This window comes from uncultured Marinobacter sp., from assembly GCF_947259545.1.
In the GTDB taxonomy this organism is placed as follows: Bacteria; Pseudomonadota; Gammaproteobacteria; order Pseudomonadales; family Oleiphilaceae; genus Marinobacter.
The window spans coordinates 180323-196388 of sequence record NZ_CAMYMK010000007.1 but is presented as its reverse complement, the minus strand read 5'-3'; the positions used below and the strand labels follow the sequence as shown (position 1 = coordinate 196388).

At 50.8% G+C, this 16066-nt stretch carries 16 protein-coding genes and 1 pseudogene; 5 read left to right on the top strand and 12 right to left on the bottom strand.

Annotated features, from left to right (window positions below):
- Positions 1-191 precede the first annotated feature (191 nt).
- Both Q0Y21_RS08730 and Q0Y21_RS08725 read left to right on the top strand, forming a co-directional pair.
- On the top strand, positions 192-1223 hold the full coding sequence (locus tag Q0Y21_RS08730; RefSeq protein ID WP_297793891.1) for a polysaccharide deacetylase family protein: 1032 nt from the start codon (positions 192-194) through the stop codon (positions 1221-1223).
- Entirely contained in the window at positions 1220-2338 is a 1119-nt protein-coding gene (locus tag Q0Y21_RS08725; RefSeq protein WP_297793887.1) for a glycosyltransferase, read from the top strand. Before Q0Y21_RS08730 ends, Q0Y21_RS08725 begins: the two co-directional genes overlap by 4 nt.
- Here the strand turns inward: Q0Y21_RS08725 and Q0Y21_RS08720 are convergent.
- From Q0Y21_RS08720 to Q0Y21_RS08700, 5 genes are all read right to left on the bottom strand, one after another.
- A complete protein-coding gene (locus Q0Y21_RS08720; protein ID WP_297793884.1) occupies positions 2320-3231 on the bottom strand; it encodes a hypothetical protein in 912 nt (303 codons plus the stop codon). The two genes, Q0Y21_RS08725 and Q0Y21_RS08720, sit on opposite strands and share 19 nt — an antisense overlap.
- A 178-nt stretch (positions 3232-3409) precedes the next feature.
- Positions 3410-4135, bottom strand: coding sequence for a sulfotransferase family 2 domain-containing protein (locus Q0Y21_RS08715; protein WP_297793880.1), 726 nt, complete (start codon positions 4133-4135; stop codon positions 3410-3412).
- Between the two features lie 21 nt (positions 4136-4156).
- Positions 4157-5959 carry an ABC transporter ATP-binding protein gene (locus Q0Y21_RS08710; RefSeq protein ID WP_297793877.1) on the bottom strand — a complete coding sequence of 601 codons (1803 nt, stop codon included), beginning with the start codon at positions 5957-5959 and terminating at the stop codon, positions 4157-4159.
- Between the two features lie 32 nt (positions 5960-5991).
- The gene (locus Q0Y21_RS08705; RefSeq protein ID WP_297793875.1) at positions 5992-6795 is read right to left on the bottom strand and encodes a polysaccharide pyruvyl transferase family protein; all 804 of its coding nucleotides are present in this window, start codon (positions 6793-6795) and stop codon (positions 5992-5994) included.
- The gene (locus tag Q0Y21_RS08700) at positions 6788-7954 is read right to left on the bottom strand and encodes a glycosyltransferase family 4 protein (RefSeq protein WP_297793872.1); all 1167 of its coding nucleotides are present in this window, start codon (positions 7952-7954) and stop codon (positions 6788-6790) included. Before Q0Y21_RS08700 ends, Q0Y21_RS08705 begins: the two co-directional genes overlap by 8 nt.
- Positions 7955-8110: 156 nt before the next feature.
- Here Q0Y21_RS08700 and Q0Y21_RS08695 point away from each other — a divergent pair, with 156 nt between their 5' ends.
- Together Q0Y21_RS08695 and Q0Y21_RS08690 are read left to right on the top strand one after the other, a co-directional pair.
- Positions 8111-8578, top strand: a complete 468-nt coding sequence (locus Q0Y21_RS08695) for a hypothetical protein (protein WP_297793870.1) — start codon at positions 8111-8113, stop codon at positions 8576-8578.
- Positions 8579-8582: 4 nt separating this feature from the next.
- On the top strand, positions 8583-8978 hold the full coding sequence (locus Q0Y21_RS08690) for a glycosyltransferase (protein WP_297793867.1): 396 nt from the start codon (positions 8583-8585) through the stop codon (positions 8976-8978).
- On the opposite strand, the gene Q0Y21_RS08685 is transcribed toward Q0Y21_RS08690, so the two are convergent.
- The 5 genes and pseudogenes from Q0Y21_RS08685 to Q0Y21_RS08665 all read right to left on the bottom strand — a co-directional run bounded on the left by Q0Y21_RS08685 (position 8971) and on the right by Q0Y21_RS08665 (position 12319).
- Complete coding sequence (locus Q0Y21_RS08685) at positions 8971-9423, bottom strand: hypothetical protein (protein ID WP_297793864.1); 453 nt, start codon at positions 9421-9423, stop codon at positions 8971-8973. The genes Q0Y21_RS08690 and Q0Y21_RS08685 overlap by 8 nt on opposite strands.
- Positions 9359-9793 (bottom strand): hypothetical protein, encoded by a 435-nt coding sequence (locus Q0Y21_RS08680; protein WP_297793861.1) that lies wholly within the window; start codon positions 9791-9793, stop codon positions 9359-9361. Before Q0Y21_RS08680 ends, Q0Y21_RS08685 begins: the two co-directional genes overlap by 65 nt.
- A gap of 75 nt (positions 9794-9868) precedes the next feature.
- Entirely contained in the window at positions 9869-10063 is a 195-nt protein-coding gene (locus Q0Y21_RS08675) for a helix-turn-helix domain-containing protein (RefSeq protein WP_297793859.1), read from the bottom strand.
- Positions 10060-10926: a hypothetical protein gene (locus Q0Y21_RS08670; RefSeq protein ID WP_297793857.1), complete on the bottom strand. Its 867-nt coding sequence runs from the start codon at positions 10924-10926 to the stop codon at positions 10060-10062. The genes Q0Y21_RS08675 and Q0Y21_RS08670 overlap by 4 nt, the downstream gene beginning before the upstream one ends.
- 277 nt (positions 10927-11203) lie before the next feature.
- Positions 11204-12319, bottom strand: a pseudogene (locus Q0Y21_RS08665) (transposase).
- A 327-nt stretch (positions 12320-12646) separates the two neighbouring features.
- Between Q0Y21_RS08665 and Q0Y21_RS08660 the strand changes: the two are divergent.
- The gene (locus tag Q0Y21_RS08660) at positions 12647-13795 is read left to right on the top strand and encodes a glycosyltransferase family 4 protein (RefSeq protein WP_297793855.1); all 1149 of its coding nucleotides are present in this window, start codon (positions 12647-12649) and stop codon (positions 13793-13795) included.
- Here Q0Y21_RS08660 and Q0Y21_RS08655 read toward each other — a convergent pair.
- Together Q0Y21_RS08655 and Q0Y21_RS08650 are read right to left on the bottom strand one after the other, a co-directional pair.
- Positions 13767-14672 (bottom strand): sulfotransferase, encoded by a 906-nt coding sequence (locus tag Q0Y21_RS08655; RefSeq protein ID WP_297793852.1) that lies wholly within the window; start codon positions 14670-14672, stop codon positions 13767-13769. The two genes, Q0Y21_RS08660 and Q0Y21_RS08655, sit on opposite strands and share 29 nt — an antisense overlap.
- A gap of 97 nt (positions 14673-14769) precedes the next feature.
- Positions 14770-15567, bottom strand: coding sequence for a class I SAM-dependent methyltransferase (locus tag Q0Y21_RS08650; RefSeq protein ID WP_297793849.1), 798 nt, complete (start codon positions 15565-15567; stop codon positions 14770-14772).
- Positions 15568-16066 lie beyond the last annotated feature (499 nt).

The following is a 16066-nucleotide window of genomic DNA, read 5'->3' as shown; positions in this document are numbered from 1 at the left end:
CATGCATTAAAGGTCCTTACGTCCCTTCATGTCATCCACTTAATTCTTTTTTTGATTCTGTGGTTAAAGTTAGACCCCACAGTTTGATGAAGATGACTTTCCCTGCCTCAACTGGCAAAATTCAAAGGCAGTTTAACTATATACCATGGATGACAGAGCCAACACTATCGGCGATGCTTACGGAGGAAAACGTGGCATTAAGCAAGTTTTTTTTCAAGGAAGGCGCACTAGTCATTCTCGCTGTATTCGGCTGGGTCAGAATTAAACTAATTGCCAAACCCACACTCCTCATTCTAACGTACCACCGGATTTTACCCCCAGGCGACCCACAGCGAAACTCAGAACAAGCCGGGATGGTGACCAGTCCGGAAACGCTGCAAAAACACATCCAATTAATCAAACGACTCGGAGCGGAGCCAGTCCATTTGGACGAATGGTTAGAAAAAAACAGACAAGGCCAACGCGTACCTTCACTGGCAGTAGCTTTTACCTTTGACGACGGATGGCGAGACAACTACGAACACGCCTACCCTGTGCTCAGGACACACCAGATACCCTTTACGATATTTCTTGTCTCGAAACTGATCGATACCGATAAGACATTCTGGCCAGAACAAGTACTCCGATTGTTGGTGACAGATAATGTGCCGTCGGAGGATAAGTGCTTTCATTGGCTCAGACCCTACATTAATGTTGTCGTTAACGAGCCCGCGCATTTTCCTCTTGACCTAGCCGACGCCAACCTCGTTATCGGAGAACTCAAGCGCCTGGATGATGAAACGATCTACAGAAACCTTGAGCTCATCTATGACGTACACCCGTGTTTGGCTCCCAATTCGGACTCCAGAGCCATTTTGAGCTCTAGCGAGCTTGACGAAATGGCGGCTAGCGGACTTGCCCACTACGGTGCCCACACACAGCACCACTATCGCCTGAACCGACTAACCGATGAAAATCAGATAAATGCGGAAATACTGGAATGCATGGATGACATCAAGTCGCTGAGTTCAGCACATGTTCCTGTTTTCTGTTATCCGAACGGGGATATTACTCACAAGGGACAGAGATTGGTGCAATCCGCTTATAGAGCAGCATGTACAATAAAGACCGGCTGGAACCGCTCGGGCTGTGATCCATACGACCTTCATCGTTTCAGTTTGCATGATGGAAACAGTTTCAGTCCACAGCGGTTGCTGGCAACCATCGGACGCGGTTTGCTGTGAAGCAACAGAACCAGGCACCCGTCGTTACCCATATCATATCTGGAGACCTCTGGGCCGGCGCCGAAGTACAGGTTTACAACCTATGCCTCGCACTCCAGGCCTCTGGGAAAGCCACCGTTACCGCCGTGGTTTTCAATACCGGCATCCTGTACGAGAAGCTCCTCTCCCTCGGCGTTCCCGTCTCACTGGCAGACGAAAAGAAACTGGGCCCATGGGCAATGGCGAAGGCCATCGCCCGGCACTGCAGAAATCACCACTCGAGGATCGTGCATACCCATGGTTTCAAGGAAAACGTACTTGGTATTATTGGCAAAGATCTTGCCCGAATCCACGCTTCGGTTCGAACGGTCCACGGTAATCCCGAAATCCAATTGTCCTTTTCCCAGCCCCACAAATGGCTGATCAGTAAGCTGGATATTTTACTGGGAAGGAGTCGCCAGCAAGCCGTGATTGCGGTTTCCAGCCAGCTTGAACAGAAGCTGCGTTCCATTTTTCCGGGCAAGGTGCTTAAAATTTGCAATTTCCTTGACGTTGAAAACCTCAGGACAACGTGGGGAATCGGCGGTTCCGATCAGGAAACAGGCCTTAGGTTTGGCATTGTAGGGCGCCTGGTGCCCGTAAAAAGAGTGGATCTGTTCATTGAAACCATCGCGTTACTCAATGAGCGGGGGATGTTCTGCGACGGCATTGTTGTGGGCAACGGCCCCTTGGAAGATGATTTGCGAGCATTGGCTTCAAGGAGGGGGGTTGCGGACCGAGTCACCTTCAGGGGGTTTGTCGATCCGGTACACCCCGAACTGAAGACATTCCGAGCCTTGTTGATGACGTCGGATCACGAAGGGTTACCAATGACCTTGCTGGAGGCACTGGCACTAGAAGTGCCGATCGTGGCACACAACACTGGTGGGATACCCGAGGTGCTTTCTCATGGCGCAGGCGGTTGGCTAGTGGACGACCATTCACCCACAGGGTATGCAAACGCATTACAGGAGTTGATCGACTCCCCGCAGACCGTCACGAAAAAAACCCAATCTGGTCTTGAGACGGTTCAACGACTGTTCGACCGAACCGCACAAACCGAGAAATACCTGGAAATCTATAGAGCGCTTGGATGAAGGGATCGATAAAGATCTTCATGTAAGGCCGCAACATTACTCCACGCAAGCTCTGATTCAGCGTAACATCGATTCTCGGCCCCCAGCGACGTCTCCGCCAGCCGTCTCGCTTCCATAACCGCACCATTAAGGGAGGCCGAATCAGCCGACGGGTCAAAAACTGGATTTCCCCTCCGCTTCAGCTCCTCTCCAATCACACCAATATCAGGCCCCACCACAACTTTCCCAAAGGTAAAGCCAAGAGCAACGTTTCCCGAGTTAAGCGTATCCACTCGTGGAATGAGCAACGCATCGCAGTCTGAGACAATCGCAGCTACACGTTCGTCGGGAATTTTTCCGGAAATCAGGCGAACGTTACGCCGCACGAAAAGTGGCACCTGCATTTGATAGTATCTGAGTTTCCTGCGAGTTCCCGAGTATACCCTGCCGGCGACAACCAAGTCCCCACCGATAGCGGAAAGTGAGTCGGCAACACGGCAAATCAGGTTCACTTCAGCAGGCTTCCTGACTGCCCCAAAACACAAGAGGGTGAAACGTTGGCGTTTTGTTATCCCGATTGCCTCGTCACTCTGCAAGGCCCTGAAAATACCGTAGTTTCCGTGGGGAATAACACGGTGCCGCGAAGAATCAAGAGCTTGCCGGGAAGCTTTCAGAAGCGCAACGGAAGTTTGCCCTAGGTGCACAAAAGCATCCAGATTTCGGTAAACGGATTCGTATAAGCGGGAATCAAGTTGATTTGCCCAAACGTGAGGCGTTTCATTATGAACGGTACCTACAAGTTTTATACCCTGCAGACGGCACTTTGAAAGCTGCTCATTCAGCCGTTGCAAACCTCTCTCAGTGCACCCAGCTTTCCAGCCGAAAATGGCTTCTGGCCATTGGAAATGCACCACATCATAGTCCAGCCTGTCAGTGTTCAGGAACTCGCTGTGGCTCTGAACGCAAGTTACGCCGGGACGCTCATTCAGAGACCTGACCAACTCCGAAACATAAGGGTTTCCCGAGGGCGGGCACGCAAGAAGCACTCTGAGAGGCATTGTCATTGAGTTCGCAAGCTCCAGATTCATCCGTTCAGAACGTGTATCCAAATTCCTTTAAAACTCCTTCTTTATAAACTTCCACTTTCCGACGGGTTTTGGGTGTATACAGGGACCGATAATCCTTCTCGGACCGGGCCTTGGTAGTGTTGATCATAGGTATGACAGGCGGATTACGAACGCCAGCGACGTGCAATACTCTCGAAAAGTCGTCCTGGAGGTGTTCAAACCTCATGACGTGATCGACACCCTGAACGAATGCGTCTTCCACATGAACTTGTTTTCCCACCAATCGTTTAGCTACATTCCGCATCCCATTAAGCGGCCTGTTTTCCAGATGAAACGGAAGGTCCGGATAAAAGCGATTGATCCACTGATCGAATGTCATGTTGCGGATAAGTTTGAGATCGTCCGCATAGCCCGGGACTTTGTATACCCAGGAATCTGGATCGTTTAGTTCGTCCTGATAGCCCTTGTGCATTTTGAAATAAAGGGATACCAAGGAGTCGAACGGATTCCTGACCGCAGTAAAGGTGACGAGCTGAGTCCTTTCTCCCTCCGAGATGATGTTGTGTTCGAGCAGTTGTTGAAGTGTGCAATGTTTCTTCTGCACCACAAACAGTCCATTCTCGTCCACTACATCGTCGCCAGGTAACCATTCTCCCCCGAGCTCATCCATGAGTACGCTGCCTATGGCCGTGCATCCCGTACGTGGGGCCATAAGAAACAACAGACCATGCTCCCTGCAAATTATCGCCATGCCAATCGTCCTTGTTAACGTTCAGATATGGGACGTCATTTCCCGAAATACAGTATTGTTCGCCACCAGCTCATCATAACGACCTATTGCCGACACCCTGCCCGCCTCCATCAGAACGATCTTGTCGCAGGCCTGTACAGTAGACAGTCGATGTGCGATCAGAATGATCGTTTTCTTCTTGCTCAAGCGATTTACCGCCTCCATAACCGCTCGTTCCGTCAAATTATCCAGCGCGCTGGTCGCCTCATCGAGAATCAGCACGCTGGGGTCATGGTACAGGGCACGAGCGATTCCAATCCGCTGCCTTTGCCCCCCGGATAATCGAACACCTTTTTCGCCAATTCTGGTTTGATAGCCCTCAGGCAACTCACTTACGATGAAGTCGTGAAGATTTGCAATCCTGGCAGCTTTCTCTACAGCCAATTGGTCTATGTCTCTTTCATCAATCCCAAATGCAATATTGCCGGCAACCGTGTTATCAGTCAGAAAAATCTGTTGCGGAACATAGCCGATTTTATCCTGCCAGGAGCGAATATTAGAGGAATCAACGGGCACCCCGCCAACGACCAATTCGCCTTGTTGCGGTGAAAGAAGCCCCAACAACACATCGACAAGCGTGGTCTTTCCAGAGCCTGTCGGACCGACAATTCCGACCGTCGAATAAGGGGCAATCGTCAGGTTTATGCCGGACAGCGCCCTCCTCTCTGCCTCAGGGTAGGAATAAAAAACCTGGCGAAACTCAATCACCGGCTCATCGTGGCCGGGCCATTTGGCTACATTTGCCTCGCGCATTGGCCGTGAGGTTTTTTCCAGGCGCTTCAGGTCGTTATAAACGGAGTCGAGAACTGGTCCTGTCACCCGTAGTTCAGTTAGGTGACGGTAAACCGCCTGAAGTTCAGGCATTAGCCGATAGCCTGCCAGGGCAAAAAGTGACAAGACCGGCAACGCATTCTGAACGCTGCCGTAAACTCCCAGAAAATAGATCACGATGGCAATCATTCCAGAGAAAATCAGTCCCTGCATTGCCAGAGGCGGCAATTCCGAGGTCACCCGCGCCCCGGTAATATGTTTCGCCATGCTCTGTGACGCAAGACGAAATCGCTCCGCCGCCTGAGCCTCTCGCCCTATAATGAAAAGGTCTTTCAGACCACCAAAGCTTTCCTGAACCACCCGATAACGTTTCTGGTTGGCTTTATGGCGCCGCTGCCCAAGAATCGCCAGTCGCTTCCGCGAAAGCATGTATATAAAACCGTAAGCAAAACCAATCACACACACTGCGATCAGTGCCAGCGCGGGATCAGTGGCTACCAACAGAGCGAACAGGGCAAGCACGATCAGCAGCTTGGTAATCATCTGCATGGCCGGAAACAGTGCGCCGTTGACCACCTGAGCCGCCTCAGAGAGGACGCTGGTCGACATCCGTGCGGTGTGCTGGTTCAGATACCATTGGTAAGGTTGGTGGAGATACGCCCTCATTAACCGGTAACTGATGGAGTGGCTACGAAGTGTAGAAAACTTGACCTGAACCCAGATACCGATAGCGCGGATAGCTAATGACGCCAACAGCAGCGCTATAACGCCAACCCCGAGGGCGACAATAAACTCATCATCCTCGAGGAAGGAAAATAACTCCCGCAAAACGGCCAGAAACGGGTTTTCGGTGATTGATGCAGGATTCGAAACGGCCGACATGAAAGGCAAGATGGATGCCACACCGACCACCTCAGCTCCCGCCACAACAATCGAAAACAGGAAAACCAACACGGCCTGAACTCGTTCTCGACGATCCAATATGCCGAATAGTTGCCGAAACGTCTTGAACATAGGACACCTGTCCACTGAAGAAGGCATGAAACCTAGGTTTTAGTATAGAAATCCGCAGGAAAAACCTCCTCCAGTTTTTCCGGCGAATAGTCCCTGGGCAAGCACGCCCCCCTCATTCTGATCGCCTCGTCCAAGCTGGTGGCAATATCCATATCGTTTCTCATGGTTCCCTCATAATAATCCAGGTATTTGAACCGTTTTTTCTCATCCCGTCTTGGCAGCACCAGAATGGCTGGAACGCCGTAAGCTTCAGCCAGAATAACACCGTGTAGAGACGACGAAATGACCTTCCGGGCCGACAGGATACTCCTTAAAACCTCAGTGTAACCCTGAAGCGGAGAGACCAGGTTTTCAACACCTTCGAACTCGGCCTGATCGTGGTAATGCGGTATGACAATGAACTCTTTGGTCTCCCCAAAAGGCTTCGGCGCCTTGAGAAATCGCGGGGCCAGCAGCGCTGGATCCCCATAAACTTCAGGGCAGTCAATGCCCAGTTCGCTCAGAAACTCTCGGGTACGCGGCCCCCTCACACTGCGTACGTCCAGCGTGGAAAACTTGTATAAGTCTCGGGCTGCTTTGCCGTTCACCCCGGTACCCCAGATTACGTCATTGTCCCGGGCAAAATGCATGATTGAACCAATCGCCAGCATCTTTCGTTGTCCCGAGGCCAACCCCCAATGGGCTCGTGGAAATTTGCTGCGAAGGATCGCCGCAACAAGCACCGGCGATAACTCATCACCGAAATTACGAAACCTGAAATTCCGGCGATAAAAAAACAGGCCTGGCGGTCGACGCCGTGCCAGAATCAATACCTTTTCTTCAAGTCGGCTAAGCATAAGCAACACTCGCATGAGCCGCCTGCTCAAACACTTGCAGAGTCTTATCTACGTTGTGTGGCCAACTGAAGCGAGTCTGAATGTCGCGCCAACCGTTCTTTCCGATGTCCGATGCTGCGTCGGGATGGTCTCTCAGCCAGAGCAACTGTGCCAGAATATCTTCAGGTGCATCCGAACAAAGGAGACCATTACGACGGTGCTCGATAAGCTCCGCCATCTGCGCACGGTTGGACGTGACCACCGGAACCATACACGCCATGTACTCAAACAACTTCATTGGAGAATTATGGAACCCGTAAGGCGACCAGGAATAGTCGGGATGGAGAGCAACACAGGCGTCTGAGGCACAGACAGCCTCGATGATTCCCTGGCGGTTAAGCTGCTCTCTGATCTCGACGTTTGGACCGGATGGCAAGGAGTCCGTACGTTGATTCACTGCCAGAACAAACCGGATATCCGGCGCATCCTTCTGAGCCAGGGTAATAGCACCAGACATCAGATCCATACCCTGCCATGGATAAATGGCACTGCCACTGTAGAAAACGGTAAATGCCGAACTGTTACGTGTCGACCGTCGGGTCTGGATATCCTCTTTCGCAATTAAGGGCCCGCCATTAGGCAAGACCACGACCTTCTGAATGCCCAACGCCTCTTTCGCATAACGTCCCAACGCGGAGGATACACAGATGGCAGCGCTCACCTTGCTTGCCAGGGAGGTTCGCAGAGATTCCTCACGGAAAATACCAGGCTTTTTACGGTTGGCATGAAACCATCGGCGGGCATACCGCAGCGGTGACTCTTTTTTACCCGCTTTGCGGCCCCCCAACCAGGAGTACGCCAGTGTTTCGTTGGCAGGTGAATTTATTTCCCAAATCACCGGTATGCCATCCGCCAAAGACATGCACTCCAACGCCTGAGGCCAATCTGATAGGTACCTGGCGTCTATTCGGATATAGAGAACGTCGATGACTTCCATAAAAGCCGGGATTGCCCCGGGTTCGACGCTGCTGAAGTTCCAGACTCCCGGCGCCGTTGGGTCGTCAAGAACTGCCACTTGGTGGCCTGCGTTCAAAAAGCCCTGAGTAAGTTCAAGAGCATGGACTTGATTGCCACCCTTCGGAGGGAAGATGTTCAGATTATAGAGGTACCCTATTTTCAAGTCTGATCTCCTTATCAGAATTCTGCCTGCAATCCAGTGGTTGCCTATTAACCATTATGGCATGATAACGCTGGCCGGGCAGACACGAAATGCTAAAACTGAGACCGAAATACATCTGTCGTGCAAAGTGCACATGATTCAGCCATGGAAGCGAGCATGAATCCGAAAACAAACGGAAACCTTCTGCTGGTATCCAACTACCCTTCGGATGTAGGTTACGCTTGGTGGCTGATGGAACACTTCTGGGTACTGCTCACGGAGTACTTTGAAAGCAGGGGTAAGCACACATTTCTCGCCTATCCAGAGATAAACCTCCTGCCCACCGTTATCCAGAACAGCCGCATCGAAGCTGTCACAATGACCGTTCCGGGCGACTCACCAGAGGCACGTCAATCACTTCATAAATTCATTGAGACGAATCGTGTAACGGACATCTATTTTACGGACCGACCGTGGTTCAGACCGGACTACCTGTTTCTAAGGAAGTGCGACATACAGAACATGGTCGTTCATGACCACACTCCCGGTGATCGTCCTCCGGTTAATGACTTCAAGGGGGTTCCTAAAAGCGAACCGTCACCGGCTGCCTTGGGTATGCGCAGACACACAATTCAACGTGTCTGAGCTCATGAGACAGCGAAGCATTATCAATGGCTGTATTCCCGCCGACCGCTGCATCGCGGTACAGAATGGTTCCCCGCCGGTACAAAATGCCTCTGACCAACGGACACTTTCACGCCGGATGCTGGGTATCTCGGAGGAAAGTTTCGTGTGCATCACCACCGGATGTGCTCATGCTTACAAGCGGTTTGATTTTGTGATTGGAACCGCTGAACTCGTTGCCAAGGCACTCCCTGATTCATCTGTGGTGTTCCTGCCGGTCGGCGACGGGCCGGCGATGGATGATCTGCAACGACTTGTGCGGAATAAGAATCTTGAGGACACGGTCCGGCTACTCGGGTTCCGATCCGACACCAGAAAACTGCTCCCGGCTGCCAATGCTGCAATGCGAGCATTCAGGTAACTCCGAAATCGTCGGGTGCAGCCTGATAACCTTTGTGCAGTAACGTTGGCTGCAGCACCTCATCCAGAAGAAGACACTCATCCTCAGACATTTCCGATAGAAGATGCCGGGTGAGGTCTTTTTTAGATTCAGCCAGAGAGGGATCAAGTGGCGGCGAAAACCCCAGAAAGTCAGCAACCGCGTCCGCCATCGGCTCCGGATTCCGCCACCAGTCTTCATAACGCAGTTCCAGAACCGAACCAGGCATAGCCTCGGCCAGCGAGTCCAGCCGCTGCGTCGTCCAGACCCAGTACTGAGCTATTTTCCTTAACACATCCCCGAATCGAATAGGACAGTCGAATTCAATGTACTTCGACGGGGAGCGAATAATCTTGCTCCACTCAAGCCGCGCGGTGATATAGCTCGCTAACCGACCATCGCGGATTGAAATGGATAAACTTGGCATCAGGAAAAGTCGAAGTGATATCCGGCGCCAGCGCGGCGAGCATGCCGCTGTCGTTCAGCGGGTTTCCTCCGCCGGTTAGCCACTGGTAGGCACCCAATTGTGCCCTCGCCCGCTCAAAGGCATGCCCGTTTGTGTCTTTGACACTTCTGATAAATTCATTTGGCGCAACCCAGATTGGCGCTACAGAGACGTTCGAACTGATCCAGGGAAAATGCCCTCGAAACCATAACTCCCCATTACCCTCGCCAGGATAAATAGAAAGGCCTGCCAAACGACTCAAGGCCAACACAGCGGAGGATTTCCCGGAGTTGTTAAAGCCAACGACAAATACCGGTCTCTTGAGAGACTTCGCAAAATAGCGCGGTTGCATAATGCCAAATTTCGGGGCCAAGCTAACTTTAAGCTGTCTCTTCCTAAGTCGCATAAGACAAAAACATCCCGGTTTTTAGGAATTGCAACCTGTTCGCAACACTTTGAAAATAATTGCATTTAAACATAGCCCCCTTCCCCCCCGGTAGGCGGCCCGCCACTCATAAATACAGGCGCGGCTCATACCGAGGGCTTGAATGACCACTTCCGGACTTTCGCCATCCACGACCCGTTGAACGGCCCGAATGCGAAGGGTTAGCGAACATTTCAATGTTCATAAACAAATAAAGGGTCGCCGTCTGTATACTTTTCGGCTACAGCATTATTCGAATCAGCGTAACGTTGCATTAGAAGTTTTGCTTCTGAGTCTGTAATTGGTCTATTGCCATCGAATAGTGATGGGAAGTGCTTTGCGGCTCTTCGAAAGAAATAGCTAGCCCCTCGATTTGCCAAAATCTTTCGTGAGAGCGGGTTCGAATTTGCGTACCAAAGTGCATGCAAATATCTCCATGGCAAGCGTTTATTAGCCTCATGTTCAGGTTTGGGTAACTGAGCGAGACACGGCTCCTTCAAAAAGGAAGCAAAATCTTCTATAAGACCAATTTTTATTGCTTTATTATAGGACCTAACAATTATATTGCTGACACCGAAAATTCTAGCATAACGATCTAGAAATTTTAAATAATTAAGCTCGGCATTAAATGACCAAATAGTATCAGGAAAAGCCAACCTATTTTGTTTAACTCTTTCCGAATAGCGAGAACAAAGAAAATCATCCTGTCGCCGCAGGTAAAAAATGATCTCAACATCATACGGTGAAAAACTCTCTTTTATAATTTTTAGTTCTTCGCTCTGCATTGTATCTCTGGACAAATATTCTGAAGAAAGCAACACAATTTCTGATTTATTTTCATTAACTTCTCGCCTTAATTCGTTGATAATTCCGGACTTTTTTCTGCCATTTTTCAGTATATTTTCAAACAATTCATGATGATAATTAAAATATGGATTTCGCCCACTTTCTGGATATAAGATACCGAAATCTTTCAACAGCCGCGCCGCGTTCATGCCAAAAAACTGTTGCAAATATGTTGTACCTGTTTTGTGTCTACCAGCATGAATTAAAATCTTCAATGATCTTACTCCTTGTGCAAGGAAACCTACTCACAATATTATTTATATTTCTGGCCATTTTTATAGATTATAGGTTATTAACAACGTGATCTCATTTTGGTGCATGATTTTCCCGACCACCAGTATGGCCGTCCGCCAAAGACATGGATTTCAGAACCTGAGGCCAATCCGATAGGTATCTGGCCTCTATGCGGATGTAGAGAACGTCGATGACTTTCATAAAAGCTTGGATAGCGGAGTCTGTCAACGTAGTTGTCGCGTTTAAGTCATCAACTCTTTAACAATTAGCCGCCTTTTCCGGATTCAGAGTCACTGATTCCGGTAAGCTGAAGTTTCGGATATCACCGGACCAGCGACGCGGGCTCTCGGCCTTCGCAGCTTCGATAACCGGTTTACACTTGACCAGGATTTGGTCAGCCTCGCCGTTGCGGCGTTGCTGGGGGCGTTACATAATTCAGGGCATTGTGTCGGTGCTCGGTGTTGTACCAGCGAACGAACGACATTACCCAGTCCCGTGCCTCCTAGATCGTTGTAAAGCCGCTTACCGGGAACCCGGGTCGGAACTCCAGCGTTTTGAACAAGATTCCGAGTAGGCGTTGTTATTACTTACCCGGGGTCGGCTTTTCGAGGGCGTAATGCCCAAGTCGGACAGCTTCGGTATTCTGGCTGGTTGCAAAGCGACGCCACGGCTTGGCGCTCCTCCGAGAGTTTATTGCTCGGTGCCTGCCTGGATACCACCGGTCTCTGATCCGCTTTGACGGCTTTTTCAGCCGTCCAGCGCTGATAGGTGCACACACTCAGGTTCAGTAGGGCACAAGCCTTGACTAGCCGGGCTCCGCTGCTCTAAGCCTGTTGGACCAGAGCAACCGCCTGCTGGCGATCCGGGAGGCTGATCATTCGTCCTCGTCTTTGGGGCCCCAGATCACCTCAGCTTTATTGACAACGTCAGCAACGCTGCCGTTTCTGCCAGGGCTTTTTCCTTGCACCGCAACTCGGATGCGAGCTTTTTGACACGTTTCTTCTCAGCTTTGGCTGCCTGATGAGAGCGCTTAGCCTGCTCATCCAACTGCGTATTGGCGCCCATGCAGGCGCTCTTCCAGGCATCGATCTGTTCCGGATACAGACCGTGCTTGCGGCAATATTCACTGAGCTCCGCCTCCATCATCGGGGCGGTCTCCAAAACAATGCGGAACTTCTCCTCGCTACTCCACTTGTCGGGCGTGGCTAAGCTGGTTGGCAAAACGGCACCTCGTTCTCTGGCAGCTTTACGCCAAATGTACAAGGTAGCGGTACTGATGCCTTCCTGATTGACCAACTCGGCTACTGCCTGGCTTTGAGGTGGTGCCATCTTCTGGAGAATGGCTTCCTTACGTTCCGGTGAGTAATGGGGCATGGTTGTCCTCTGAAATCATCAGGCGACAACATAGGGATAGCCTCAGGGTCGCTACTTCTGAAGTTCCAGGCTCCCGGCACCATAGGGTCGTCAAGAACTGTCACATGGATGTGATTGCCCCCCCCCACTTCGGAGGGAAAATATTCAGATTATAGAGATACCTTCCCTTCAACTCTGATCTCCTTATCAGAATCCAGCCCGCGATCTGGTGGTTGTCTGCTTACCATTCTGGCATGATAACGCTCGCCGAGCAGCCTGAAAATGCTACCACTTAGTCAGAATTGTGTCTGTAGCGCAATGTGATGTGAGTCGGCAATGGAGGCGAACATGAGTGCCAAAACGAAAGGGAATCTGTTATTGGTGTCCAATTACCCCTCAGATGTGGGCTATGCCTGGTGGCTGATGGAGCATTTCTGGGTTCTGCTGTCCGAACACTTTGCCCAAAACGGCAAAGAAACCTTTCTGGCCTACCCGCAAATAAATCGTCTTCCCGCGGTTATCCAAAACAGCAACATCAGGGTGTCCGAAATGGCGGTTGTTGGCGATTCGGCTGCGGCACGCCGAGCGTTGCGGTCCTACATCACAGCCAATCGCATCACCGACGTCTATTTGACCGACCGGCCCTGGTTCAGCCCGAACTACATGTTTCTGCGGGCCTGCGGCGTAAAAAATATTGTCGTTCATGACCACACCCCGGGGGACCGCCCCCCGGTCAATGGCATCAAAGGGTTCGCCAAAGCGTTACGCCAGCGGTTGCCCTGGGTATGTGCTGACACACAGTTCAACGTTTCCGAGCTCATGAGACATCGCAGCATCTCCAATGCCCGCATTCCCGCGGAACGCTGCATAGTCGTCCAGAACGGCACTCCGCCGGTTCAGAACCCTCCCGAACAACGGCTGCTATCCCGGCAAATGCTGGGAATCCCGCAAGACAGTTTCGTGTGCATTACCACCGGTCGCGCTCATCCGTACAAGCGATTCGATTTTGTGATCGGAGTTGCGGAAGAGATCGCCAGGGCGCATCCAGATTCACCGGTGATGTTCTTGCTGATCGGCGACGGGCCGGCGATGGGTACGCTGCAGCAGCTCGTGCGGGACAAAAATCTTGAGGACGCCGTCAGGTTGCTGGGGTTCCGGCCGGACACCAGAAAAATACTCCCGGCTGCCGATGCGGCAATTCACGCCGCCCTCGGTGAGGGATTCTCGCTGTCGATCGTCGAGTACATGAGCGCGTCCCTGCCGGTGTTGGTTCCCGACATTCCCTCAGTCAGACAGGCCATTGATCACGGTGAAACGGGCTTTGTCTATGGGAGGGACAGCACCCGGGAAGCGGCGGAATTCGTACTGAAGCTTCTCGCGGATACCCGATTGCGGGAGCGAATGGGCTCGAATGCCCGCTCGAAAGCTGATGCCAGCTACACCCTGGATGTCTGCAGTGAGCAGTTCCTCAAGGCCTGCGATCAGACATTTCGGTAACCCCGAAATCGTCGTGCACGGTCTGATAGCCCTTCTTCAACAACGTTGGCTCGAGTACCTCCTCCAGCACAAGGCGTTCGTCCTCAGACATTTCCGACAGCAGATGCCGCGTGAGATCTTTTCTCGGCTCGGTAAGCTCGGGGTGAGGCGGCGTTGAAAGCCTCAGAAAGTCAGCCACCGTATCCACCATCGGGGCCGGGTTCTGCCACCAGTCGTCATAGCGCAGCTCCAGCACCGAGCCGGGCATGGCTTCAGCGAGCAAGTCCATTCGTTGAATCGTCCAGACCCAGTACTGCGCCATTTTCCTGAGAACATCCCGAAACCGGATCGGGCAATTGAATTCGATGTATTTCGCCGGAGACCGAATTATTCTGCTCCACTCAAGCCTGGCCGTGATATAACTCGCCAACCGCCCATCCCGGATAAAATGGATGAACCTGCCATCGGGAAAAGTCGAGGCGATGTCTGGCGCCAGCGCGGCCAGCATGCCACTGTCGTTCAGCAGGGTCTTTGCACCGGTCAACCACTGGTAGGCGCCCAGCTGTGCCCTGGCGCGCTCGAAACTATGGCCGTTCCTGTCTTTGACACTTCGAATGAACTCGTCCGGGGCGACCCAGATGGGAGCAACCGGCACGCTGGAACTGATCCAGGGAAAATGACCGCGAAACCAAAGCTCGCCGTTGCCCTCTCCCGGATAAACAGCAAGGTCTGTCTGGTGGCTCAATAGACGGACTGCGGAGGATTTTCCTGAATTATTGAAGCCAACAACAAACACTGGCGCCGTCAATCTTTTCTCAAAATGTATTGTTCGAAGCCGGCAAATCCGCCTACTTAACTTCAACGCTAAGTCACGCCCGGAATAGTTCATCTTGGCCATCTAAAACATACCTTGAGTAACATCTTTTAAACTTTGGCAAATATTAATCGATAATTCAAGAGAATTTGATTATGGCTGCCAACTGTTCACTGTAAAGTCAAACCTTGTAACAAACTGGCACGTAATCCATAAACTGTGTACCTTCCATTGGTTGTCTGTAAGGCGAGGTTTCGGAGGGGTACTTGGAACGGTCTTCATATGTATAAAGCTGGAACTCGTAGCAGAATTGACTTGAATCCCAAACTTCAACTCTATCGAATATATTTTTATAGCGATTGAAATAGTCGACTCCTGGTGCCCTAACATGTCCGAATTCATATTTATTCGGCACAGGATATTCAACAGTTATTGGAGAAACTACGGGAACTGGTAGAACAGCGAATCCACCTGATTTTAAAATCCGGTAAACTTCTTTTAATGCAGCATCATCGTCGTCAACATGTTCTAACACATGGGACGCATAAACAATATGATAACTGGAACTAGGAAATTGCATTTTTCGAATATCAACGCGATAGTCAACTTCACTGTTCTCGATATCAGCGGTGTCGTATGATTCAAACCATCGCTCATAAGCTTTTCTAAACTGCGGTTCAGGGGCAAAGTGTAAAGCAGACATACGCTTAAAATCATATCGTTTTGCCAACTCTTTCATAACTAGAAATTGCAAACGGTGGCGTTCGTATAAATCACAGCGCGGACATGCTGTGTCAAAAATTGGGTAGCTATCATCCTTGTAGTCAGAAAATGGACCTCGATAATTGCAGATTGGGCATATATATTTTTGTTTGTTTTTTACGGCAAGCTTTGAGTATATCGCTTTTATATTTCCTCTAGCCAATCTTAAAGAACTTGCAAGTCCCGGTATAGACTTAATTTTTTGTCGAAATGACATATTTTCCTCCCTGATACATACCCTACTGCGGTTTAAAATCAATTGATGGCAGAGATGTTCGGACTAGCGGCCCGTTTGGTCTCGAAAACAGAGAACACGCCCCCATTGGATTTAGGACTGATAACCATCTGCACTTTTTCTTCGCCGTTGACAGTATAGGCGACCAAAACAAGACCGCAAGAAGAGCAGTCTTAAGGTTACATGGAGGGAATAACACTCTTGCAAACGAGCGGAATGTGAATTGTCTTGACCGGAATCACAATCGGGTCTATCGAATTAACCGATAGCAGGAAGTGAATCTGAGAATCAAGCCAAGAAACGCTTGGTTCGCGAAAAGCCAGAACCGTTAGCTGCGGGGAAGCCGGTGATTTGCTGGTTATTTGAAGCTGGCGCTTTTGCAGGGTCGACGAATTACGTCACACCCCAGCAACGCCATGATGGCGAGGCTGATCAGATCCTGGTCCAGTGATATCCGAAACTTCAGCTTGCCGGAATCAGT

Bases quoted from the DNA above. Each gene is read 5' to 3' on its own strand.
- Q0Y21_RS08715 (WP_297793880.1), bottom strand. From the start codon at position 4,135: ATGGCGATAATTTGCAGGGAGCATGGTCTGTTGTTTCTTATGGCCCCA.
- Q0Y21_RS08710 (WP_297793877.1), bottom strand. From the start codon at position 5,959: ATGTTCAAGACGTTTCGGCAACTATTCGGCATATTGGATCGTCGAGAA.
- Q0Y21_RS08705 (WP_297793875.1), bottom strand. From the start codon at position 6,795: ATGCTTAGCCGACTTGAAGAAAAGGTATTGATTCTGGCACGGCGTCGA.
- Q0Y21_RS08695 (WP_297793870.1), top strand. From the start codon at position 8,111: ATGAATCCGAAAACAAACGGAAACCTTCTGCTGGTATCCAACTACCCT.
- Q0Y21_RS08690 (WP_297793867.1), top strand. From the start codon at position 8,583: ATGAGACAGCGAAGCATTATCAATGGCTGTATTCCCGCCGACCGCTGC.
- Q0Y21_RS08685 (WP_297793864.1), bottom strand. From the start codon at position 9,423: ATGCCAAGTTTATCCATTTCAATCCGCGATGGTCGGTTAGCGAGCTAT.
- Q0Y21_RS08680 (WP_297793861.1), bottom strand. From the start codon at position 9,793: ATGCAACCGCGCTATTTTGCGAAGTCTCTCAAGAGACCGGTATTTGTC.
- Q0Y21_RS08660 (WP_297793855.1), top strand. From the start codon at position 12,647: ATGAGTGCCAAAACGAAAGGGAATCTGTTATTGGTGTCCAATTACCCC.
- Q0Y21_RS08655 (WP_297793852.1), bottom strand. From the start codon at position 14,672: ATGGCCAAGATGAACTATTCCGGGCGTGACTTAGCGTTGAAGTTAAGT.
- Q0Y21_RS08650 (WP_297793849.1), bottom strand. From the start codon at position 15,567: ATGTCATTTCGACAAAAAATTAAGTCTATACCGGGACTTGCAAGTTCT.